The sequence below is a fragment of the Nocardioides ochotonae genome, from assembly GCF_011420305.2.
GTDB lineage: Bacteria > Actinomycetota > Actinomycetes > Propionibacteriales > Nocardioidaceae > Nocardioides > Nocardioides ochotonae.
Map to the genome: position 1 here is coordinate 1,100,299 of NZ_CP061769.1, position 20,089 is coordinate 1,120,387.

The 20,089-nt window shown below is 71.9% G+C and carries 19 protein-coding genes; 13 read left to right on the forward strand and 6 right to left on the reverse strand.

Features of this window, described 5'->3' with window-relative positions; all coding sequences use genetic code 11:
- The first annotated feature begins 96 nt into the window (after nt 1-96).
- Nucleotides 97-1,779, forward strand: a complete 1,683-nt coding sequence (ettA, locus tag HBO46_RS05410) for an energy-dependent translational throttle protein EttA (RefSeq protein ID WP_166140013.1) — start codon at nt 97-99, stop codon at nt 1,777-1,779.
- Nucleotides 1,780-1,877: 98 nt separating this feature from the next.
- Here ettA and HBO46_RS05415 read toward each other — a convergent pair whose 3' ends face one another.
- Nucleotides 1,878-2,366, reverse strand: coding sequence for a MarR family winged helix-turn-helix transcriptional regulator (locus tag HBO46_RS05415; protein WP_317983890.1), 489 nt, complete (start codon nt 2,364-2,366; stop codon nt 1,878-1,880).
- Nucleotides 2,367-2,444: 78 nt separating this feature from the next.
- Nucleotides 2,445-3,659: an acetyl-CoA C-acetyltransferase gene (locus HBO46_RS05420; RefSeq protein WP_166140012.1), complete on the reverse strand. Its 1,215-nt coding sequence runs from the start codon at nt 3,657-3,659 to the stop codon at nt 2,445-2,447.
- Nucleotides 3,660-3,819: 160 nt separating this feature from the next.
- Between HBO46_RS05420 and HBO46_RS05425 the strand changes: the two genes are divergently transcribed.
- A complete protein-coding gene (locus HBO46_RS05425; RefSeq protein WP_191480203.1) occupies nt 3,820-4,701 on the forward strand; it encodes an acyl-CoA thioesterase in 882 nt (293 codons plus the stop codon).
- 21 nt (nt 4,702-4,722) lie between these two features.
- Here the strand turns inward: HBO46_RS05425 and HBO46_RS05430 are convergent, their stop codons facing one another.
- Nucleotides 4,723-5,106, reverse strand: coding sequence for a globin (locus HBO46_RS05430; protein ID WP_153322493.1), 384 nt, complete (start codon nt 5,104-5,106; stop codon nt 4,723-4,725).
- A gap of 89 nt (nt 5,107-5,195) precedes the next feature.
- On the opposite strand from HBO46_RS05430, the gene HBO46_RS05435 reads away from it, so the two are divergent.
- Entirely contained in the window at nt 5,196-5,621 is a 426-nt protein-coding gene (locus HBO46_RS05435; RefSeq protein ID WP_166140011.1) for an OsmC family peroxiredoxin, read from the forward strand.
- 72 nt (nt 5,622-5,693) lie between these two features.
- Here HBO46_RS05435 and HBO46_RS05440 read toward each other — a convergent pair whose 3' ends face one another.
- Entirely contained in the window at nt 5,694-6,767 is a 1,074-nt protein-coding gene (locus HBO46_RS05440; protein ID WP_166140010.1) for a mechanosensitive ion channel family protein, read from the reverse strand.
- Nucleotides 6,768-6,922: 155 nt separating this feature from the next.
- On the opposite strand from HBO46_RS05440, the gene HBO46_RS05445 reads away from it, so the two are divergent.
- A complete protein-coding gene (locus tag HBO46_RS05445) occupies nt 6,923-7,291 on the forward strand; it encodes a hypothetical protein (protein WP_166140009.1) in 369 nt (122 codons plus the stop codon).
- Complete coding sequence (locus HBO46_RS05450; RefSeq protein WP_166140008.1) at nt 7,278-7,664, forward strand: DUF5130 family protein; 387 nt, start codon at nt 7,278-7,280, stop codon at nt 7,662-7,664. Before HBO46_RS05445 ends, HBO46_RS05450 begins: the two co-directional genes overlap by 14 nt.
- Nucleotides 7,665-7,776: 112 nt before the next feature.
- On the opposite strand, the gene pepN is transcribed toward HBO46_RS05450, so the two are convergent.
- A complete protein-coding gene (gene pepN, locus HBO46_RS05455) occupies nt 7,777-10,338 on the reverse strand; it encodes an aminopeptidase N (protein WP_166140007.1) in 2,562 nt (853 codons plus the stop codon).
- 155 nt (nt 10,339-10,493) lie between these two features.
- On the opposite strand from pepN, the gene HBO46_RS05460 reads away from it, so the two are divergent.
- From HBO46_RS05460 to HBO46_RS05470, 3 genes are all read left to right on the forward strand, one after another.
- A complete protein-coding gene (locus HBO46_RS05460) occupies nt 10,494-12,149 on the forward strand; it encodes a CHAP domain-containing protein (protein ID WP_166140006.1) in 1,656 nt (551 codons plus the stop codon).
- Nucleotides 12,150-12,228: 79 nt separating this feature from the next.
- Nucleotides 12,229-12,831 (forward strand): mycothiol-dependent nitroreductase Rv2466c family protein, encoded by a 603-nt coding sequence (locus HBO46_RS05465; RefSeq protein WP_166140005.1) that lies wholly within the window; start codon nt 12,229-12,231, stop codon nt 12,829-12,831.
- 61 nt (nt 12,832-12,892) lie between these two features.
- Nucleotides 12,893-14,080 (forward strand): N-acetylmuramoyl-L-alanine amidase, encoded by a 1,188-nt coding sequence (locus HBO46_RS05470; protein WP_166140004.1) that lies wholly within the window; start codon nt 12,893-12,895, stop codon nt 14,078-14,080.
- A 31-nt stretch (nt 14,081-14,111) separates the two neighbouring features.
- Here HBO46_RS05470 and HBO46_RS05475 read toward each other — a convergent pair whose 3' ends face one another.
- Entirely contained in the window at nt 14,112-14,786 is a 675-nt protein-coding gene (locus HBO46_RS05475) for a GOLPH3/VPS74 family protein (RefSeq protein ID WP_166140003.1), read from the reverse strand.
- Nucleotides 14,787-14,846: 60 nt separating this feature from the next.
- Between HBO46_RS05475 and metG the strand changes: the two genes are divergently transcribed.
- From metG to HBO46_RS05500, 5 genes are all read left to right on the forward strand, one after another.
- Nucleotides 14,847-16,643 (forward strand): methionine--tRNA ligase, encoded by a 1,797-nt coding sequence (gene metG, locus HBO46_RS05480; protein ID WP_166140002.1) that lies wholly within the window; start codon nt 14,847-14,849, stop codon nt 16,641-16,643.
- Nucleotides 16,644-16,775: 132 nt separating this feature from the next.
- The gene (locus HBO46_RS05485; RefSeq protein ID WP_166140001.1) at nt 16,776-17,315 is read left to right on the forward strand and encodes a SigE family RNA polymerase sigma factor; all 540 of its coding nucleotides are present in this window, start codon (nt 16,776-16,778) and stop codon (nt 17,313-17,315) included.
- Nucleotides 17,308-18,585 (forward strand): hypothetical protein, encoded by a 1,278-nt coding sequence (locus HBO46_RS05490; RefSeq protein ID WP_166140000.1) that lies wholly within the window; start codon nt 17,308-17,310, stop codon nt 18,583-18,585. Before HBO46_RS05485 ends, HBO46_RS05490 begins: the two co-directional genes overlap by 8 nt.
- A gap of 26 nt (nt 18,586-18,611) precedes the next feature.
- Nucleotides 18,612-19,181 carry an LURP-one-related/scramblase family protein gene (locus HBO46_RS05495; RefSeq protein WP_166139999.1) on the forward strand — a complete coding sequence of 190 codons (570 nt, stop codon included), beginning with the start codon at nt 18,612-18,614 and terminating at the stop codon, nt 19,179-19,181.
- A gap of 9 nt (nt 19,182-19,190) precedes the next feature.
- Nucleotides 19,191-20,081 carry an alpha/beta hydrolase gene (locus HBO46_RS05500; protein ID WP_166139998.1) on the forward strand — a complete coding sequence of 297 codons (891 nt, stop codon included), beginning with the start codon at nt 19,191-19,193 and terminating at the stop codon, nt 20,079-20,081.
- The last annotated feature ends 8 nt before the right edge of the window (nt 20,082-20,089 follow it).

Sequence of the window (20,089 nt, forward strand, 5' to 3'; positions counted from 1 at the left end):
CGGTCCGACCGGGCGTCGGACCGGCCCGGATCCGCGTCGGATCGGGGGCCACCCCGATCATGCGATCGGCACCGGGAGGATCTAGGCTCGGGGACCATGGCCGAATATGTCTTCACCCTGCGCAACGTCCGCAAGGCACACGGCGACAAGGTCGTCCTCGACAACGTCACCCTCTCGTTCCTCCACGGCGCCAAGATCGGTGTCGTCGGCCCCAACGGCGCGGGCAAGTCGTCGCTGCTGAAGATCATGGCCGGCCTCGACCAGCCCAACAACGGCGACGCGATCAAGGACCCCGACGCCACCGTCGGCATGCTCCAGCAGGAGCCGCCGCTGACCGAGGGCAAGACCGTGCTCGAGAACGTCGAGGAGGCGGTCGGCGAGATCAAGGCGAAGCTCGACCGCTACAACGCGATCTCGGAGGAGATGGCCAGCCCCGACGCCGACTTCGACACGCTGCTCGCCGAGATGGGCGACCTGCAGACCGACCTCGACCACGCCAGCGCGTGGGACCTCGACAGCCGCCTGGACCAGGCGATGGACGCCCTGCGCTGCCCGCCGCCGGACACCCTCGTCGACAACCTCTCCGGTGGTGAGCGCCGCCGCGTCGCGCTGTGCAAGCTGCTGCTCCAGCAGCCCGACCTGCTGCTGCTCGACGAGCCCACCAACCACCTCGACGCCGAGTCGGTGCAGTGGCTCGAGGGGCACCTGAAGAGCTACCCGGGCGCCGTCCTGGCCATCACCCACGACCGGTACTTCCTGGACAACGTCGCCGAGTGGATCGCCGAGGTCGACCGCGGCTCGATCCACGGCTACGAGGGCAACTACTCCACCTACCTGGAGACCAAGAAGGACCGCCTCAAGATCGAGGGCCAGAAGGACGCCAAGCGCGCGAGGATGCTGGAGAAGGAGCTGGAGTGGGTCCGCTCCAACGCCAAGGCCCGCCAGACCAAGAGCCGCTCGCGCCTGGCCCGCTACGAGGAGCTCGCCGCGGAGGCCGAGAAGGCCCGCAAGATCGACACCGCGGAGATCAACATCCCCGCCGGCCCGCGCCTCGGTGACATCGTGCTCGAGGCGAAGCACCTCACCAAGGGCTTCGGCGACCGGGTGCTGTGGAACGACGTCTCCTTCACCCTGCCCCGCGCCGGCATCGTCGGCGTGGTCGGCCCCAACGGTGTCGGCAAGACGACGCTGTTCCGGATGATCACCGGCAACGACGAGCCGGACTCCGGTGAGCTCGTGGTCGGTCAGACGGTGAAGATCTCCTACGTCGACCAGAGCCGTGGCGGCATCGACCCGAACAAGAACGTCTGGGAGGTCGTCTCCGACGGCCTGGACTTCATCAAGGTCGCCAACTTCGAGATGAACAGCCGCGCCTACGTCGCCTCGTTCGGCTTCAAGGGCCCGGACCAGCAGAAGAAGGCCGGGGTGCTCTCCGGTGGTGAGCGCAACCGCCTCAACCTGGCGCTGACGCTGAAGATGGGCGGCAACATGCTGCTCCTCGACGAGCCGACCAACGACCTGGACGTGGAGACGCTGTCCTCCCTCGAGGACGCGCTGCTGGACTTCCCGGGCTGTGCCGTGGTCACCTCCCACGACCGGTGGTTCCTGGACCGGGTCGCCACCCACATCCTCGCCTGGGAGGGCGACGAGGAGGACGGCGGCAAGTGGTTCTGGTTCGAGGGCAACTTCGCCTCCTACGAGCAGAACAAGGTCGAGCGTCTCGGCCCGGACGCGGCCCGTCCGCACCGGGTCACCCACCGCCGCCTGACCCGCGACTGAGCAGCTCCCCGTGACACCGAACGGGCCCCCTCCACCACGTGGAGGGGGCCCGTTCGCTGTCGGGGGAGAACCGTGCCGTGCCGGTGGTCCGGGGCGGCTCAGATCTCGCGCATCTCCCGCTCGGGGTGGGCGCCGACAAGGTGGTCCGCGACGGTGTTCATCACCCGGCCCACGGCGGCGAAGTCCTCGCGGCTGACCAGGTCGACGAGGTGGTCGCGCACGCCCTGCACGTGCACCGGCGCGGCGCGGACCAGCAGGTCGTGCCCGGCCGGCGTCATCACCGCGACGATGCCCCGGCCGTCCTCGGCCGAGGCCTCGCGGCGTACCAGCTGGGCCTTCTCCATCCGCTTGATCGTGTGGGTGACCCGGCTGCGGCTGTGGGCGAGGCCGTCGGCCAGCTGCGCCATCCGCATCCGCCCGTCGCTCTCGGAGAGGCGCACGAGGATCTCGTACTCCACCATCGAGAGGTCGAAGCGCTCCTGGAGGTCGTCGTCGAGCCGGTCCATCAGCAGGGTCACGCCCATCAGCAGCGCCCGCCACGACCGCTGCTCGGAGTTGTCGAGCCAGCGCATCTCTCGGTCAGCCACGGGCGGCAGTGTATGCCCTGGCGCCCGCGCACGAGGGCGCTACGAGGGTCCCGGGCGATCCCCCAGGTGAGGTAGCCCTCAGACCCGCTCGAGGATGAGCGCCATGCCCTGGCCACCGCCGACGCACATGGTGATCAGGCCGGTGGTCTTGTCGTGCCAGTCCAGGCTGTTGAGCATCGTGGCCTGGAGCCGGGCGCCGCTCATGCCGAACGGGTGGCCGACGGCGATCGCGCCGCCGTTGACGTTGAGCCGGTCGAGATCGATGCCGAGGTCCTGGTAGGACGGCACCACCTGGGCGGCGAAGGCCTCGTTGATCTCCACGAGGTCGATGTCGCCGATGCTCATGCCGGCGTTCGCCAGCGCCCGCTGGCTCGCCTCGACCGGCCCGAGACCCATGATCTCGGGGGAGAGGGCCGAGACCCCGGTGGCGACGATGCGCGCCAACGGGGTGAGGCCGAGCTCGGCGGCGCGGGTGTCGGACATGACCACCACCGCCGCGGCACCGTCGTTGAGGGCGCAGCAGTTGCCGGCGGTCACCACCCCGTCGGGGCGGAAGACCGGCTGCAGCTGGGCGATCGCCTCATAGGTCACGCCGGCGCGCGGGCCGTCGTCGGTGGTGACGACGGTGCCGTCCGGCGTGGTCACCGGGGTGATCTCGCGGGCCCAGAAGCCGTCGGCGATCGCCTTCTCGGCGAGGTTCTGCGAGCGGACGCCGAACTCGTCGAGCTCGCGGCGGTCCAGCCGGCGCATCCTGGCGACGTTCTCCGCGGTCTGGCCCATCGCGATGTAGATGTCGGGCAGCTCGGCGTCCTCGCGCGGGTCGTGCCAGTCGCGCCCGCCGGCGGCGTACTCCTGGGTGCGGGCCTCGGCGTCGGTGAAGAGCGGGTTCTGGGTGTTCGGGAGGTGGTCGGAGGTGCCGTTGCGGAAGCGCGACACGGTCTCGACGCCCGCCGAGATGAAGACGTCGCCCTCGCCGGCGCGGATCGCGTGGAAGGCCATCCGGGTCGTCTGGAGCGAGGAGGCGCAGTAGCGCGTCAGCGTCGCGCCGGGGACGCCGTCCATGTCGTTGAGGATGTTGACGACCCGGGCCATGTTGAAGCCCATCTCCCCGCCGGGCAGCCCACAGCCGAGGTAGACGTCGTCTACGGTGGCCTTGTCGAGGGCGGGAACCTGGTCGAGGGCCGCGCGGACGATGGTCGCGGCCAGGTCGTCGGGGCGCAGGTCCTTGAGCGAGCCCTTGTTGGCCCTGCCGATCGGGCTGCGGGTGGCGGAGACGATCACGGCCTCGGGCATGGGGTCCTCCTGCGGTCGGGGGGTGGCGACGGCGTCTGGCTGCTCACCCTGACGCACGCGCGGCCACGAGGGAACCCCCTCGCGTGACGTGGCCCACGTCGGCACCGGGCGCGGCCCGGCGTGGTGCCGCCCGCCGGCGGTGCTCTGGCACCATCGCCGCGTGCGCCATCTCTACGAGTGCCCCATGCGCTGGGCCGACCTGGACCTGCTGGGACACGTCAACAACGTCACCTACGTCGACTACCTCCAGGAGGCGCGCGTCGACATGCTGCGCACCCACGACCTGCGCTCGCGCACCGCGGGCCTGGTCGAGGGGATCGTGGTGGCACGCCACGAGGTGAGCTACCTGGCCCCCCTGATGTTCGGATTCCGCCCGGTGAGCATCGAGTGCTGGGTGACCGAGATCCGCGCGGCCAGCTTCACGATGGCCTACGAGGTCTTCCACACCGGCGAGGACGGCACCCGCACCGTCTACCTGCGGGCGACGACGGTGCTCTCGCCGTACGTCTTCGCCGAGGAGCGCCCGCGGCGCCTGACCGCGGAGGAGAAGGCGGTGCTCGAGCGGTTCCGCGAGGACCCGCCGCCCGCCTCGGCGCCGATCGCGCCGGTGCCGCACACCGAGTCCGGGCACTACCCGGTGCGGGTGCGGTTCTCCGACGTCGACGTCTACGGCCACGTCAACAACGTGAAGTACTTCGAGTACCTCCAGGAGGCGCGCATCTGGCTGGTCGACCAGATGATGCGCGACGCCGGGGTCGACACCGCCGGGGTCTCGGTCGTGGTGGCCCAGACCGACGTCGACTACAAGGTGCCGATCCTGTTCCGCCCCGAGGCCTACGACGTGTGGTCCACGATCGCGCACCTCGGCACCAAGTCGATGGTGATCGAGTCCGAGATCTGCGACGGCGACGTGGTGCTGGCCCGTGCCCGGGTGGTGATGGTCTTCTTCGACGTCGCCCAGCAGCGCTCCGCCGCGCCGCCGGAGGAGTACCGCGCCGTGGTCACGAAGTACGCCGAGCGCACCCGCGTCGCCGCTCTCTGAGGCACCACGAAGGGCCGCCGCTCACTCGACGGTGTTCACCATGAACTGCGCCGCGTGGGTGACGTAGTCCCAGAACTGCGCGTCCTGCTCGGGCGTCAGGTCGGCCTCGTCGAGCGCGGCACGGAAGTGCTGGAGCCAGTGGTCGCGGGAGACCGGGTCGACGCGGAAGGGCGCGTGGCGCATCCGCAGTCGCGGGTGACCGCGGCGCTCGGAGTAGGTCGAGGGGCCGCCCCAGTACTGCACGAGGAAGTCGCGGAACCGGACCTCGGCGGGCCCGAGGTCCTCCTCGGGGTACATCGGGCGCAGCACCTCGTCCCCGGCAACGCCCTCGTAGAACTTCGCCACGATCTTGGTGATCGTGTCGTAGCCGCCGATGTCGTCGTAGAAGGTGCTCACCCGGTCCATTCTGCCGTCGCCGGGTCGGCGGGTTGCCATCGGCGTGCAAGACTCGCCAACCCAAGACCCGTACGCGATCCACGAGGAGTGATCCGCACATGGCTACCACCCGTCAGGCGACGACCAACTGGGAAGGCACCCTCTTCGAGGGCGCCGGCAAGGTCACGCTGGAGTCCTCCGGCCTCGGCACCTACGACGTGTCCTGGCCCTCGCGGGCCGAGGAGGCGAACGGCAAGACCAGCCCCGAGGAGCTGATCGCCGCCGCGCACTCCTCCTGCTTCTCGATGGCCTTCTCCAACGGCCTGGCCAAGAACGACACCCCGGCCACGTCGCTGAAGACCACGGCCTCGGTGGAGTTCACCCCCGGCACCGGCATCACCGGCATCAAGCTGACCGTCGTCGGCCAGGTCGAGGGCATCGACGAGGCGAAGTTCGTCGAGGTCGCCCAGGCCGCCAAGGAGGGCTGCCCGGTCAGCCAGGCGCTCGCCGGCACCACGATCACCCTGGACGCCTCGCTCGCCTGAGCGCGCACCAGACACGCACACAGACGCAGGGCCCGGACCGTCACGGTCCGGGCCCTGCGTGCGTCGGGACCCTCAGCGGCGGTGCTGCCCGCCGGAGTCGACGGCGTCGTGCTCGCTGACGTCGCCGGGCTCCGTCCCCTCGTGGGCGTCGGCACCGCCCTGGGCGGCGCTCTCCTCGCGGTGCCAGACAACGCGCTGGGCGAAGGGGATCTCGATGCCCTCGTGGTCGAAGCGCGACTTGATCCGCTGGCGCATCTCGCGGGCGACCGCCCATTGCTCCAGCGGGGAGGTCTTGATCAGCACCCGCAGGGTGACGGCGTCGGCGGCCAGCGCCTCGACGCCGGTGACCTCGGGCTCCTCGATGATCACCGTGCGGAACTCGTCGTCCTGCCACAGGTCGTGGGCGATCTCCCGCAGCACGTTCTGCACCCGGGCCAGGTCCTCGCCGTAGCCGACGCTCACGTCGACGACGGCCCGCGACCAGTTCTGGCTCATGTTGCCGACCCGCATGATCTCGCCGTTCGGCACGTACCAGACGGTGCCGTTGAGGTCGCGCAGGCGGGTGATGCGCAGGCTGACCGCCTCGACGGTGCCGCTGGCCTCGCCGACGTCGACGACGTCGCCCACGCCGTACTGGTCCTCCACGATCATGAAGACGCCGGAGAGGAAGTCGCGGACGAGCGACTGGGCGCCGAAGCCGAGCGCGAGGCCGAGGATCCCGGCGCTGGCGATGATCGGGGCGATGTTCACGCCCAGCTCGCTGAGGATCATGGTGCCGAAGACGGCCACGATGACGCCGGTGATGATGGACTTGAACAGGTCGCCGATGGTCTTCGCCCGCTGCACGCGCCGGGTCGAGGCGATCAGCTCGCTGGCGGTGGGCGGCGCGACCGGCCCGCGGCGCAGCGCCCGGCCGACCTGCTGGGGGAGCACGCCGTCCTCGGCGCCCGCGACGAGGCGGTTCACGACCTTGTGCAGCATCCAGCGGATGACCACCGCGAGGACCACCAGGCCGGTGATCGCCAGCGGCTTGCCGATGATCAGGTCGGCGATGTTCGCCGCGGTCTGGTTGTTGGTCAGGTCGAAGACGGTGTTGCACACGGTCTCGTCCTCGGCGCAGGAGTCTGTCGTCTGGATGAGGGCCATGGGCCCAAGTTTCCAGACCTCGGCCCGCATTTCGAGTCCTCGCCCATGCGTCGGGCGTCACGCGCCGCGGCGAGCCTGGCGCGGGAGGAGCCGCGGGAGCGGCCACGGACGGAGGGCCTGGCGAGCGGCGGAGAGCGAGCCGATATCCTCAAGCCGTGACCACCCAGACCGTGCCCTCCCGTCGTTCGACCCTCGTCCGTCGGGGTTCCCTCGTGCTGTTGACCTCGACGGCGCTCCTTGCGATCGCCGGGCCGGCGAGCGCCGACGTGCCGGAGGGGTGGTCCGAGCCGGACGCCGTCGACACGTGGACCGCCCTGCTGCTCTTCGCGCTCATCCCGATCGGCATGGCGCTCGTCATCACGCTGCTGGTCTACCTGCCGGCGATCATCCGCGGCGAGCGCCTGACCCCGGGCGCCCCCCACATCGAGAACCAGTGGATCGGTGGCCCGCGTCAGGGCACCGCCGAGCTCGCCGCGCCCGACGGTGAGGGCTCGGAAGCCGGTGGAGCCAGTGCCCGCTGGTGATTCGGTCTTCACTCGGGGCGAGCTGAACGCCCTCGAGGCGACGATCCGTCAGGCGGAGCTCGACTCACGGGTCGAGTTCTCCGTCTTCGTCGGCAACGCCGAGGGTGACCCCCGGGCGTTCGCGACGAGCCTGCACAACACGCTGGTCGCCCCCGCGCGCAGCATCCTGATCATGGTCGACCCCCAGCGCCGCGCGCTGGAGGTCGTCACCGGCGGCTGGGTGCGCCGCAACCTCACCGACGCCGAGGTCGAGCTGGCCGCCCTGGCGATGCAGCGCGCGTTCGCCGAGGGCGAGCTGCTCGACGGCCTGCGGGCGGGGATCAACCTGCTCGCCGAGCACGCCCGCACCCCGCGCACGCTGCACGCGCGCTGACTCCTCGCACGCCCCCAGCGACGGCGGCGTACGACGCAGACCAGCCACCGACGACAACAGGGCGGCGACCACCGAGGTGGTCGCCGCCCTGTCGTCGTTCAACGGGCCCAGATCAGCGGCGGCTGTCGCGCTCCTGGGCGGCGAGGGCGCGGGCCGCGTCGGCACGACCCTCCCGGGCGTAGCGCACGGCGCCGGCGGGCGCCGAGGTGCCCTCCACCCACGCGTCCACCCGGGCGAGCAGCTCGGGGGAGGCGAGCGGCTTGGGGAAGCCGTACTCCAGCATCACCGACGCCTTGTGGAAGCCGAGGGTGTCGATGACGGTCTCGGCGGCCTCGAGGTACTTCTCGAGGTACGGCGCGGTGACCTCGTCCTGGCCGTGGCGGAAGATCGAGAGCACCATCTCGCGCGAGGTCTCGTTGGGCGTCGCGGGGTCGAGGATGGCGCTCCAGCCGGCGGCCTTCGCCTCGGCGGTGGGCTGGGCGACGCGGGCGGCGGCTGCCTTCTCCTTGCCGGAGATGGTGTTGTCGCGGCCCAGCTCGGCCTGGATCTCGGCCTCGCCGAAGCGTCCGGCGGCGGCCAGCGCGGTGATCAGCCACCAGCGCAGGTCCTGGTCGACCGCGAGCCCCTCGATGGTGGTGCTGCCGTCGAGCAGGGCGACCAGCTCGTCGAGGGCGGCGTCGCTGTGCGCGGCGTTGGCCCAGGCCCGCACGAAGGTGAGCTGGTGGTCGCTGCCGGGCTCGGCGGTGCGGGCGAGCTCGCGCAGGCCGGACTCCCACTCCGCGCGCAGCGCGTCGCGGTGCTCCGGTGCGCTGTAGGAGCTGACGGCCAGGGCGGCGTACGTCGGGATCCGGGTGACGCCCCACGAGTCGGTCTCGGTGGCGATGTTGGCCAGCACCAGGCGCACGAAGTCCGTGGCGGCCATCTCGGCGTCGCGGGTCATGTCCCACGCCGAGCCCCAGACCAGGGCGCGGGCCAGGGAGTCGTCGAGGCGGGAGAGGCCGCCGTCCACGACGGTGGCCAGCGAGCGCTCGTCGAGGCGGATCTTGGCGTAGGCGTGGTCCTCGTCGTTGAGCAGCAGCAGCGCCGGCTGGCGGGCGCCGACGAGCTGCTCGACGGCGGTGCTGGCGCCCTCCACGTCGACCTCGACGTACTCGCGGCGCACCAGGCGGCCGTCGACGTCGTCGTACAGGCCGATGCCGAGGCGGTGGCGGCGCAGGGTCGGCCACTCGGGGTCGGCGCTCTGGGCGACCGAGAACGAGCGATAGGTGCCGTCCTCGGCGAGCTCGAAGACGGGGGAGAGGGTGTTGACGCCGGCGGTCTGCAGCCACTCCTGGGCCCAGCCGGACAGCTCGCGGCCCGAGGAGGCCTCGAGCGCGGCGAGCAGGTCGTCGAAGGTGGCGTTGCCGAACTCGTGGTCGCGGAAGTACTGGCGCAGCCCGGCGAGGAAGGGCTCCAGGCCGACCCAGGCCACCAGCTGCTTGAGCACCGAGGCGCCCTTGGCGTAGGTGATCATGTCGAAGTTGACCTCGACCGCGTGCAGGTCGACGTTGTCGGCGGCGATCGGGTGGGTGCTGGGGAGCTGGTCGGCGCGGTAGCCGGTCTGCTTGCGCGCGTTGGCGAAGCCGGTCCAGGCGTCGGTGAAGTCGGTGGCCTCGGCCTCGCAGTAGTAGCAGGCCCACTCGGCGAAGGACTCGTTGAGCCAGAGGTCGTCCCACCACTTCATGGTCACCAGGTCGCCGAACCACATGTGCGCCATCTCGTGGGTGATCACCGAGCAGCGGAACTCATAGAACGAGCGCGGCTGGCGGCTGCGGGGGAGGTACTCATCGCGCAGCGTCACGCAGCCGGCGTTCTCCATCGCGCCCATGTTGTACTCCGGCACGTAGAGCTGGTCGTACTTGCCGAAGGGGTAGGGGTAGTCGAACTGCTCCTCGAAGAACGCGAAGCTCTGCTTGGTGATCTTGACCAGCTCGGCGGTGTCCATGTGCTCGACCAGCGACTGGCGGCAGTAGTGGCCGAGCGGGATCTGGCCGAAACGGCCCTCGTAGACGTCGAACTCGGCGTGGTACTCACCGGCCACGATCGCGGTGATGTAGGTCGACATCCGCTTGGTCTCGGGGAAGCGCCAGACCGCGGTGCCCTCGCCAAGGGTCTCGGGCTCGGGGGTCGGTGCGTTGGAGACGACCACCCAGTGCGCGGGGGCGGTGACGTTGAAGGTGAAGACCGACTTGAGGTCCGGCTGCTCGAAGGTGGTGAACACCCGGCGGGCGTCGGGGACCTCGAACTGGCTGTAGAGGTAGACCCGGTCGTCGACGGGGTCGACGAAGCGGTGCAGGCCCTCGCCGGTGTGGGAGTACGCGCACCGGGCGCGCACGACCAGCTCGTTGTCGGCGGCCAGGTCACTCAGCGCGATCCGGCTGTCGGCGTACGCCGTGGCGGGGTCCAGCTCGCGCCCGTTGAGGGTGATCGACTCGACCGTGGCGCCGACCAGGTCGGCGAAGGTGTCCGCTCCTGGCTCGGAGCAGGTGAACCGGATGGTGGTGGTCGACCCGAAGGTGCCGTCGTAGCTCTCGACGGTGCCCTTGGTGAGGTCCAGGTCGACGTCGTACGACGCGATGTCCAGGAGGGCGGCGCGGGTGGCGGCCTCATCCCTGGTGAGGTTGGTTCCAGGCATGAGGTCGATCCTGCCACCGAGGGCGACACGGTGAACCGGCCGGTAGCCGGAGCGCCTGCGTCAACGCGGACACGCCCGACCGCGCGGGTAAAATTACACTGAAGTAGTTCGGCCCCCGGCGTGTCACGCTTGACAATTTTCACTACAGTCGTCCTGTGCATCAGCAGTCACAGTGGCCTCGCGCCCGGCGTCTCCTCGCCTCGACAGGGTGCTGGCTCCTGCTCCTCACGGGTCTGCTGGTCGTCCCGTCGAGCACGGCCGGCGCGGCCTCGACGTACCTGTGCACGGGTTACACCGCGTGCCAGAAGGCGGGCTACAAGCACCACGGCTACGCCGGCAACAACAAGACGATGTACTGGCGGATGTACGCCGGTCACAACTGCACCAACTACGTGGCCTACCGACTGGTGAAGGCCGGCATGCCCAACGTGCGGCCCTGGTCGGGCAGCGGCAACGCCAGCAACTGGGGTGCTGCGATGTCGAAGATCACCGACGGCACGCCGCGCGTCGGCGCGGTGGCCTGGTGGCGCGCGAACGTCCCCGGCGCGGGGTCCAGCGGCCACGTGGCCTACGTCGAGCAGGTCGTGAGCCCCACCGAGATCGTGGTCTCCGAGGACAGCTGGGGCGGGGACTTCCACTGGCGCCGGATCACCAAGTCCGGCACCGGCTGGCCGAGCGGCTTCATCCACTTCATCGACACCGAGATCGTCAACGTCGAGCCCCCGAAGATCACCGACGCGCCTGCCGTGGGATCCACGATCAGCGCGACCGGCGGCCGGTGGCAGCCCGCCGCCAACCTGCGCTACCAGTGGCTCGCCGACGGCAAGGCGGTGAGCGGCGCGACCACGTCGTCGTTCGCCCCGCCGCCTGCGCTGCGCGGCAAGCGGCTGGCCCTGCAGGTCACCGCCCAGAAGGCGGGCTACACCGCCGCCTCCGTGGTGGCCCCCGCGCCGGCGCCGGTCGCCGCGGGCACCCTCGCCGCGGCGACACCGCCCGTCATCACCGGTGAGCCCTACGTCGGGGAGGTGCTGCGGGCCGGCGGCGCGGGCTGGCAGCCGGCCGCGGAGTCGTTGGTCTATCGCTGGCTGGCCGACGGGGAGCTGATCCCCCAGCAGACCGGCCCCGAGCTCGAGCTGAGCGCCGCCCACGTCGGTCGCAGCATCACCGCGCGGGTCACCGCCCGGGCCGCCGGCTACCTGGCCGCCCAGCAGTTCTCCTCCCCGACCGCGCCCGTGCTGGCCGGCACGATCGAGGTGACCTCGCCGTACCGCGTCACCGGCCAGGTGCGCGACCAGGTGCAGGTCGGTCGACGTCTCCAGGTGGCGCCCGGCACGGTCGTGCCGGCCGAGGCCCGGGTCTCCTACACGTGGCTCCGCGACGGCGCGCCGATCCCCGGCGCCACCGGGACGACGTACGACGTGGTCGCGGCCGATCTCGGCCGCGCGATCAGCGTGCAGGTCGACCACTCCCTGGCCCGCTACAGCCCGCTGACGGCGATCGTGCCGGCCGGGCCGCGCGTGACCACGCCCGCGGAGATGCGGGTCAAGGCCGTCGGCAAGCCCCTGCGGGCCGTGGTGCGGGTCAAGCTGCTCGCGCCCGGGACGACCCCGGCAGGGTCGGTCACGATGACGGTGCAGGGGCGCGCCCAGCAGGTCGCGCTCACCGGCGGCACGGCACGGGTCGTGCTCACCGGCCTCAAGGCCGGTCAGCGCCGGATCGTGGTGCGCTACGGCGGTGTGGACCCGGTGCTGGCCACCCAGGGAGCGGTCAAGGTGTTCGTGCCGAAGCGCCCGAAGCGCCCGAAGCGCTGAGCCTCACCGGCCTGCGCAGTCAGGCCCGCGGAATCAACCCCGCGGAATCCGGTGGGGCGACACCGTGTTGGATCGGGTCATGACGACCAACGCCGATTTCTGGTTCGACCCTGCCTGCCCGTTCGCGTGGGTGACCTCGCGCTGGATCCTCGAGGTGGAGAAGGTCCGCGACATCTCCGTGACCTGGCACATCATGAGCCTGGCCTACCTCAACCAGGACAAGGACATCCCGGAGGAGTACCGCGAGTTCCTCTCGACCGCGTGGCAGCCGGTCCGGGTGTGCATGGCCGCGGAGCAGAAGCACGGCAAGGAGGTGCTGGCGCCGCTCTACACCGCGCTGGGCACCCGCCGCCACAACGGGGGCGAGGAGCTCACCCGCGAGACGATCGAGGCGGCGCTCGCCGATGCCGGGCTGCCGACCGACCTGGCCGACGCGATGGACGACTCCTCCTTCGACGAGGAGATCCGGCGCTCGCACCACCTCGGCATGGACCAGGTCGGCGACGACGTGGGCACGCCCACGATCGCGATCGAGGGGACCGCGTTCTTCGGCCCGGTCCTCACCTCGATCCCGCGCGGCGAGGAGGCCGGGAAGGTGTGGGACGGCGCGGTGGCGCTCGCGTCCTACCCCTACTTCTTCGAGCTGAAGCGCTCGCGCACCGCGCCGCTCGACTTCAGCTGAGCAGCGGGCGCGGGAACCGGCGGGCTCGACCCCGCAGGCCTCCTCGCGCATCATGGAACACATGCGTCACTCCGGACACAGCACCGGACCGGCCCCGCGCACCCGCGCGTGGCTGGTCGCCGTCGTCGCCCTGACGGGGCTCCTCGCCCCGCCGGGAGCCGCGGCGAGCCCGGGTGTCGAGCGTCTCGGGCTGGGGGCGCCCGACGCCTCCGGCGTGCGGACCGCGGAGGTCCCGCTCGAGGGGCGGCTGGTCGTGCCGGTCGCCGGCGGCGCCCGTACCCGGCAGCTCGACACCGCGGCGTACGGCATGGTGGGGGTGACCTGGCGCGGGGACCACGAGCCCGCGGTGCGGGTCCGCAGCCGCACCGACGGGTCGTGGACCGGCTGGCGTGCGCTGGAGACGCTCGAGGACGGGCCCGGGGAGACCGGTGGCGAGACCAGCAAGGCTCGCGGCACCCACCCGACGTGGGTCGGTGACTCCGACGGGGTGCAGGTCGAGGTCGCCGGGACCTCGGTGCGCCCGCGTGCCCTGACGCTGGTGCTCATCGACCCGGGGTCGCGCCCCGAGGATGCCACGACCACCCCCTCCGTGCCCGCCGCCCGGACGGCGGCGCCGGGTCTCGCACGTGCCGCGAAGCCGTCGCGGGCCCCGCGCCCGGCGCTGCGCACCCGCTCGGACTGGGGCGCCAACGAGCGCTGGCGCGACGGTCGACCGAGCTACAACCGCCAGCTCAAGCAGGTGCACATCCACCACACGGTGAACACCAACGACTACTCGCGCCGTGAGGTGCCCGGGCTGCTGCGCGGGATGTACCGCTACCACACCAAGAGCCTGGGCTGGTCCGACATCGGCTACAACTTCCTGGTCGACCGCTTCGGGCGCATCTGGGTCGGGCGCGCCGGCGGACCGGCGAACCGGGTCCGCGGCGCCCACACCCTGGGCTTCAACCACACCTCGGTCGGGATCGCGGTGATCGGCAACCACGAGACCGCGCAACCGACCCGGCGCACGATGAACGCGCTCGTCGCGCTCAGTGCCTGGAAGCTCGACAAGGCCAAGAGCGGCGCCGTGGGCCGGGTCTGGGGCCGCTCGGAGGGCAGTGACCGCTACCCGGCCCGTGCCCGGGTGCGGCTGCCGATCATCGACGGGCACCGCGACACCAACGACACCGCCTGTCCCGGACAGCTGCTCTACAACCGACTCGGCAACCTCCGCGGCCGCGCCCAGAACCGCATCGACCGCTTCTGACCCGTCGCCGAGCCGGCGCCGTTGGCGGGCGTCAGCTGCCGGTGGCGACCCCGGCGGCGACGACCGTCATCGTGACCGCCGTCGTGGCGGCCGTGATCGCGTCGCGGACCGCCTTGGCCGCCCACGCGCCCTCGGAGACCTGCTTGGCCCGCTTGCGGACCTGCCCGGCCGGCAGCCCGGCGCGGTCGACGACCTTGTGGGCGCGGTCGACGGCGGCGAGCAGCGCGACGATCGCGCCGGTGCGGGGGTCCGGGTCGCGGCCCTGCACGAGGACCGCCTCCAGCGCGCGTCGTACGTCGGCCTCGTGACGGGAGTCCGCCGCCGGCCAGGTGGTGGTCGGGAACAGCCCCAGCACGCGTCCCTCGCGGCGCTCGAGGATGCCGCGCTCGACCAGCCGCACCGAGAGCCGCTCCTGCAGGCCCTTGCCCAGGCGCCCGACGAGGTCCTGCGCCGAGCGCTCCTTCGTCGCGATCTCGGTCAGGGCCTCGCGCAGCACCGGATCCTCGACCGGGGCGCCGCCGGCGATCGTCCGCACGCGCGAGGTGCCCCATGCCGAACGCGGTCCCGGCTCCACGGCCCCGGCGAGCGCCAGCTCGAGCAGCACGGCGCCGCCCAGCAGCGGTCGCAGGTCGAGGCCCGTGGGCCCGCGCCCCGTCTCGTCGTCGAGGAGCAGCAGGAGGAGATCTTCTGCGATCAGCGTCACCATGGGCCCGACCGTAGCGCTCCCGACGCGAGTGATTCGCCGCACTCCTCCTAGGATTCGCCCATGAGCACTGTGCTGTCTGCCGTCGCCTGGCCCTACGCCAACGGGCCCCGCCACATCGGTCACGTCGCCGGTTTCGGTGTGCCCTCCGACGTCTTCAGCCGCTACATGCGCATGGCCGGCCACGACGTGCTGATGGTCTCCGGCACCGACGAGCACGGCACGCCGATCCTGGTCGCCGCCGACAAGGCCGGCGTCACTCCGGTCCAGCTGACCAACGAGAACAACCGGGTCATCGTCGAGGACCTGGTTGGCCTGGGGCTGTCCTACGACCTGTTCACCCGCACCACCACCGGCAACCACTACGCCGTGGTGCAGGAGATGTTCTCGACCGTCTACCGCAACGGCTACATGGTCGAGCAGACCACCCAGTCGGCGATCAGCCCCTCGACCGGGCGCACGCTGCCGGACCGCTACATCGAGGGCACCTGCCCGATCTGCAAGTACCCCGAGGCCCGCGGCGACCAGTGCGACAACTGCGGCAACCAGCTCGACCCCACCGACCTGATCGACCCGCGCTCGAAGATCAACGGCGAGACGCCGGAGTTCGTCGAGACCCAGCACTTCTTCCTCGACCTGCCGGCGCTCGCCGACGCGCTCGGGGAGTGGCTGGCCGGACGCGAGGCGTCCGGCACCTGGCGGCCCAACGTCATCCGCTTCTCCCTCAACATCCTCAAGGAGATCCGTCCGCGCGCCATGACGCGCGACATCGACTGGGGCATCCCGATCCCGCTGGAGGGCTGGCGCGAGCAGCCGACCAAGCGGCTCTACGTCTGGTTCGACGCGGTGATCGGCTACCTGTCCGCCTCGATCGAGTGGGCGCGGCGCAGCGGCGACCCCGACGCCTGGCGTCGCTGGTGGAACGACCCCGAGGCCCTGTCGTACTACTTCATGGGCAAGGACAACATCACCTTCCACTCCCAGATCTGGCCCGCCGAGCTGCTGGCCTACGCCGGCCAGGGCGAGCGCGGCGGCGAGCCCGGCCAGTACGGCGTGCTCAACCTGCCCACCGAGGTCGTCTCCTCGGAGTACCTCACGATGGGCGACCAGCAGTTCTCCTCCAGCCGCGGCCACGTGCTCTACGTCCGCGACTTCCTCGCCGAGTTCGGCCCCGACGCGCTGCGCTACTTCATCTGCGCCGCGGGCCCGGAGACCTCTGACGCGGCGTTCACCTGGAACGACTTCGTCACCCGCAACAACTCCGAGCTGGTGGCCGGCTGGGGCAACCTTGTCAACCGCACCGCGGCGATGATCGCCAAGAACTTCGGCGAGATCCCGGCCGCGGGCCCGCTGGAGCCGGTCGACGAGGAGGTCCTCGCGGCCGTGCGCACCGGCTTCGACACCGTCGGCGAGCTGCTGCGCCACCACAAGCTGCGCGCGGGCATCGCCGAGGCGATGCGGGTGGTCGGCGAGGTGAACAAGTACCTCACCGTCACCGAGCCCTACAAGATGAAGGACCCGAGCCAGGCCGAGCGCCTCGCCACGGTCCTGCACGTCGCGGCCCAGTGCGTGCTCGACTGCAACACGATCCTCGCGCCGTTCCTCCCGCACGCCGCCAACCGGGTGCACGCGGTCTTCGGCGGCGAGGGGGAGCTGATGCCGATGCCGCGCGTCGACGAGGTCAGCGACCTCGACCCCGGCGTGGGCCCGAACGACGAGACCTACCCGGTCATCACCGGCGACTACTCGGCCACGCCGACCTGGGAGTCCCACCCGGTCACCGTGGGCGCGAAGGTCGCCAAGCCGACGCCGGTCTTCACCAAGCTCGACCTCGACGAGGTGCTCGCCGACCGGTCCTGACGCCGAGGCCGATCGGCCCGAGCCCACGCACGCCCCGCAGCCGTCACGGCTGCGGGGCGTCGTGTCGTCCCGGGGCGGTCCAGACCGCTGAGCGGACTGCAACACTGCGGCCTCGCGGCGCGTAGAGGGGGCATGACGGTGGAGCAGCAGGACCGTGCCGACGTGGCCCCCGGCCCGGGGGGGTTCGCGGAGTTCGTGAGCGCCCGGGGTCCGGCGCTCCAGCGCTTCGCCTTCCTGCTCACCGGGTCCGCACACGATGCCGCGGACCTCGTGCAGGGCGCCCTCGAACGGGCCTGGCCACGGTGGTCCCAGCTGAGCCGGACCACCACCGCCGAGGCCTACCTGCGCCGCAGCATCGTCAATGCCTCGGTCAGCGCGTGGCGCAAGGATCGGCGCCTGGTCTCCGTGGAGGAGACCGAGCACGCGCGCCGCCCCGGCGGCCACCAGCTCGACCATGCCGCGGACGTCACCGACGCCGATCACGCCTGGCGCCTCTGCGCCGCCCTGCCGCCCCAGCAGCGGGCGGCGGTGGTGCTGCGCTTCTACGAGGACCTCTCGTTCGCGGAGGTGGCGGCGGTCCTCGACTGTCCCGAGAGCACCGCCCGCTCCCACGTCCATCGCGCGGTCGCCGCGCTCCGCCTACGACTCGAGCAGGGGACCGACCATGAGTGACGCCGCCGATCAGGACCGCCGGGCCGCGCAGGCCTTCCGCGACGCGTTCGCCCGCGAGGCCGAGACCGTGCATCCGGCACCTCTTCAGGTACGCCGCGCCTCGCGCCGCCGCTGGGTACCGCCCGTGGTCGCCGCGGCCGCGGTCCTGCTGATCGCCTCGACCGTGGTGGTCACCCTGCGCGGTGGTCCGGGCGACGTCGGATCGGCGACGGTGCAGCCCGGCGCGACCGGCTCCGCGGACCCCTCGCCCGAGGGAGTCAGCTCGGCGGGCACCGACCCGGGCCTGGCCCCTGCGCCGGGTCCGCCTCCGGAGGGGTGGCGGAGCGTGACCTTCCGCGACGTCGCGGTGGCGGTGCCGGGCGAGTGGAGCGACGGTGCCGCACCCGACCAGGCGTGGTGCGTCGACAGCAGCGTGCCCGCCGGGACCGGGGGCTACGTCGCCGTCGACAGCACCCTGCTGGGGTCAGCCGCCATCGCCTGCGGGTCCACGGGGGCGCCGGTACCCGAGGGGTTCGGGCCGGACCCGGTGGCCGGGTGGCGGCCGCACCTGCGGTTCGCCGACCTCGCGCTCGCCGGGACCGAGGCGCTCCAGGACGGGGTCACGACGTACCAGGGGTGGACGCTGCGGGTGCGCACCCTCGGGACCGTGCAGGTGGCACTGGTCACCGACGAGGCCACCGAGGCGGTGGCCTCGTCGGTGATGGCCAGCCTGACGCGCACGGAGCGCAGCGCGGAGGGCTGCGACACGCGCTCGCCCGTGCAGGCGCGCGAGCAGGTCAGCCCGGAGTCCGACGGCATCGCGGACCTGCGTCCCGAGCAGGTGGAGCGGGTCGCGCTGTGTCAGTACCTCCGCGGCAGCACCGAGGGTCCCGGTCTGATGGGCGCGCAGGTGGTGTCCGGGGAGGAGGCCGCCGGGCTCGTGCGGGCGATCCAGGACAGCCCGACGGGTGTCGGGCCGGAGACCTGCGCCGACGGGGCCGAGGCCGGTGACTCCGCGGTGGTGCTGCGACCGTTCGGCAGCGGGGAGGACGCCGGACCGGATGCTGGGCTGGACACGGGGCTGGACACGGGGCTGGGCACCGGGCTGGGCGACGTCCATTTCTACTTCGCCAGCTGCGCGGGCAACGGCTTCGACGACGGCAGCGTGCGCCGACAGCTCACCCGGGACACGTGCGCCCGGATCTTCGGCGACCCGGGCACGGCCGACCGGGTGTTCTGGACGACACTCGCGGCCAGGACCGCGCGGGTCTGTGTCCCGCCGAACAGGTAGCCGCGCGGCTGGCTAGGCTGCGCGCCATGCCCGCTGCGATGCACCTGCCCCTCTTCTACGTCCACCAGAAGTTCGCGATGACGACGAACGTCTACCGTCTCGTCGCGGCGAACCCCGACGGCTCCGAGGGGCAGCTGATGGGCCTGGCCCAGCAGAAGCGGATGGCCTTCAAGGAGCAGGTGACCTTCTACTCCGATGAGTCGAAGAGCCGCCCCGTGTTCAGCTTCCAGGCCCGCAAGAAGATCGACCTCAACGCCGGCTACGACATCCGCGACGAGGCGGGCAACCAGATCGGCTTCTTCAAGAAGGACTTCGGGGCCAGCCTGCTGCGCTCGACGTTCACCCTCGAGGGCCCCGGCTACGCCGGTACCGGCCAGGAGCGCAGCCAGGCGGTCGCGCTGATCCGTCGCTTCGCCGACATCCCGTTCCTGCCGATCCACTTCGACTTCGTCGACCCCGCGGGTCAGCCGCTGATGAGCGTCGAGCGACAGGGCTCGATCAGGGACCGCTACACCGTGCACGTGCCGAACCCCGAGGTGGACTTCCGGGTCGCCGCGGCCGTCGCGGTCGGCCTCGACGCGCTGATGCAGCGCTGAGGCGCCCCGATGCTGTTCCCCGAGTCGGTGCGCGCGGTCGCGGCCGCCGCGGGCGACCTGCCCGTCACCACCCCCGGCTACGACATCGAGGCGGCCCGGGCCGCCGCCCTTGAAGCCGCGCTCGCCGAGCCGCGCGAGGACGTCGCCGAGGTGCGCGACCTCGACGCCGACGGCGTCCGGTGCCGCCTGCACGTCCCCGAGGGCGCCGACACCGGACTGGTGCTGCACCTGCACGGCGGCGGCTTCGTCTTCCACGACGTCGACGTCCACGACGCGGCCGCCCGACGCCTGGCCAACCGCAGCGGTCTGCGGGTGCTGAGCGTGGACTACCGCCGGCCTCCCGAGCACCGCTTCCCCGCGGCGCCCGACGACGTCGACACGGTGCTGGCCTGGCTCGCGCGCGAGGACGGCGGAGCGGGACTCGCCGGCGGCGGCGCGACGTACGCCCACGGCGACAGTGCGGGCGCCAACCTCGCCCTGGTCGCCGCCCTGCGCAACCCGGGCCGGATCGCCGCGCTCGCGCTGGTCTACCCCTTCCTCGACCCGACCCAGGCGGGGGAGTCCTACCGGACCGCCGCCGACGGCTTCGACCCGGCGGAGGCCGCCTGGTACTGGCAGCAGTACGCCGCCGGCCCCGACGACCTCGAGGACCCCGACCTGGCCCCGCTGCTCTCGGACCGGCTCGGCACGCTGCCGCCGACCCTGGTGGTGACCGCCGAGCACGACCCGCTGCGCGACGAGGGCGAGGAGCTGGCCCGCCGCCTCGCGGCGGAGGGGGTCGAGGTCGTCGCGACCCGCTACCTGGGCCAGGTGCACGGGTTCTGGCGCCACAGCGATGTGTTCCCCGCCGCAGAGCCGCTCACCGTGCAGGTGGCCGGGTTCCTGCGTCTGCACGGGTGACTGGAACA

What these genes read in the sequence shown, in the direction of transcription:
- HBO46_RS05475 (WP_166140003.1), bottom strand. Translation starts at nt 14,786, where the DNA reads ATGGTGACGCTGATCGCAGAAGATCTCCTCCTGCTGCTCCTCGACGAC.
- HBO46_RS05440 (WP_166140010.1), bottom strand. Translation starts at nt 6,767, where the DNA reads ATGGCCCTCATCCAGACGACAGACTCCTGCGCCGAGGACGAGACCGTG.
- HBO46_RS05500 (WP_166139998.1), top strand. Translation starts at nt 19,191, where the DNA reads ATGCTGTTCCCCGAGTCGGTGCGCGCGGTCGCGGCCGCCGCGGGCGAC.
- HBO46_RS05495 (WP_166139999.1), top strand. Translation starts at nt 18,612, where the DNA reads ATGCCCGCTGCGATGCACCTGCCCCTCTTCTACGTCCACCAGAAGTTC.
- HBO46_RS05430 (WP_153322493.1), bottom strand. Translation starts at nt 5,106, where the DNA reads ATGGACCGGGTGAGCACCTTCTACGACGACATCGGCGGCTACGACACG.
- HBO46_RS05490 (WP_166140000.1), top strand. Translation starts at nt 17,308, where the DNA reads ATGAGTGACGCCGCCGATCAGGACCGCCGGGCCGCGCAGGCCTTCCGC.
- HBO46_RS05435 (WP_166140011.1), top strand. Translation starts at nt 5,196, where the DNA reads ATGGCTACCACCCGTCAGGCGACGACCAACTGGGAAGGCACCCTCTTC.
- HBO46_RS05485 (WP_166140001.1), top strand. Translation starts at nt 16,776, where the DNA reads ATGACGGTGGAGCAGCAGGACCGTGCCGACGTGGCCCCCGGCCCGGGG.
- HBO46_RS05465 (WP_166140005.1), top strand. Translation starts at nt 12,229, where the DNA reads ATGACGACCAACGCCGATTTCTGGTTCGACCCTGCCTGCCCGTTCGCG.
- ettA (WP_166140013.1), top strand. Translation starts at nt 97, where the DNA reads ATGGCCGAATATGTCTTCACCCTGCGCAACGTCCGCAAGGCACACGGC.
- metG (WP_166140002.1), top strand. Translation starts at nt 14,847, where the DNA reads ATGAGCACTGTGCTGTCTGCCGTCGCCTGGCCCTACGCCAACGGGCCC.
- HBO46_RS05420 (WP_166140012.1), bottom strand. Translation starts at nt 3,659, where the DNA reads ATGCCCGAGGCCGTGATCGTCTCCGCCACCCGCAGCCCGATCGGCAGG.
- HBO46_RS05470 (WP_166140004.1), top strand. Translation starts at nt 12,893, where the DNA reads ATGCGTCACTCCGGACACAGCACCGGACCGGCCCCGCGCACCCGCGCG.
- pepN (WP_166140007.1), bottom strand. Translation starts at nt 10,338, where the DNA reads ATGCCTGGAACCAACCTCACCAGGGATGAGGCCGCCACCCGCGCCGCC.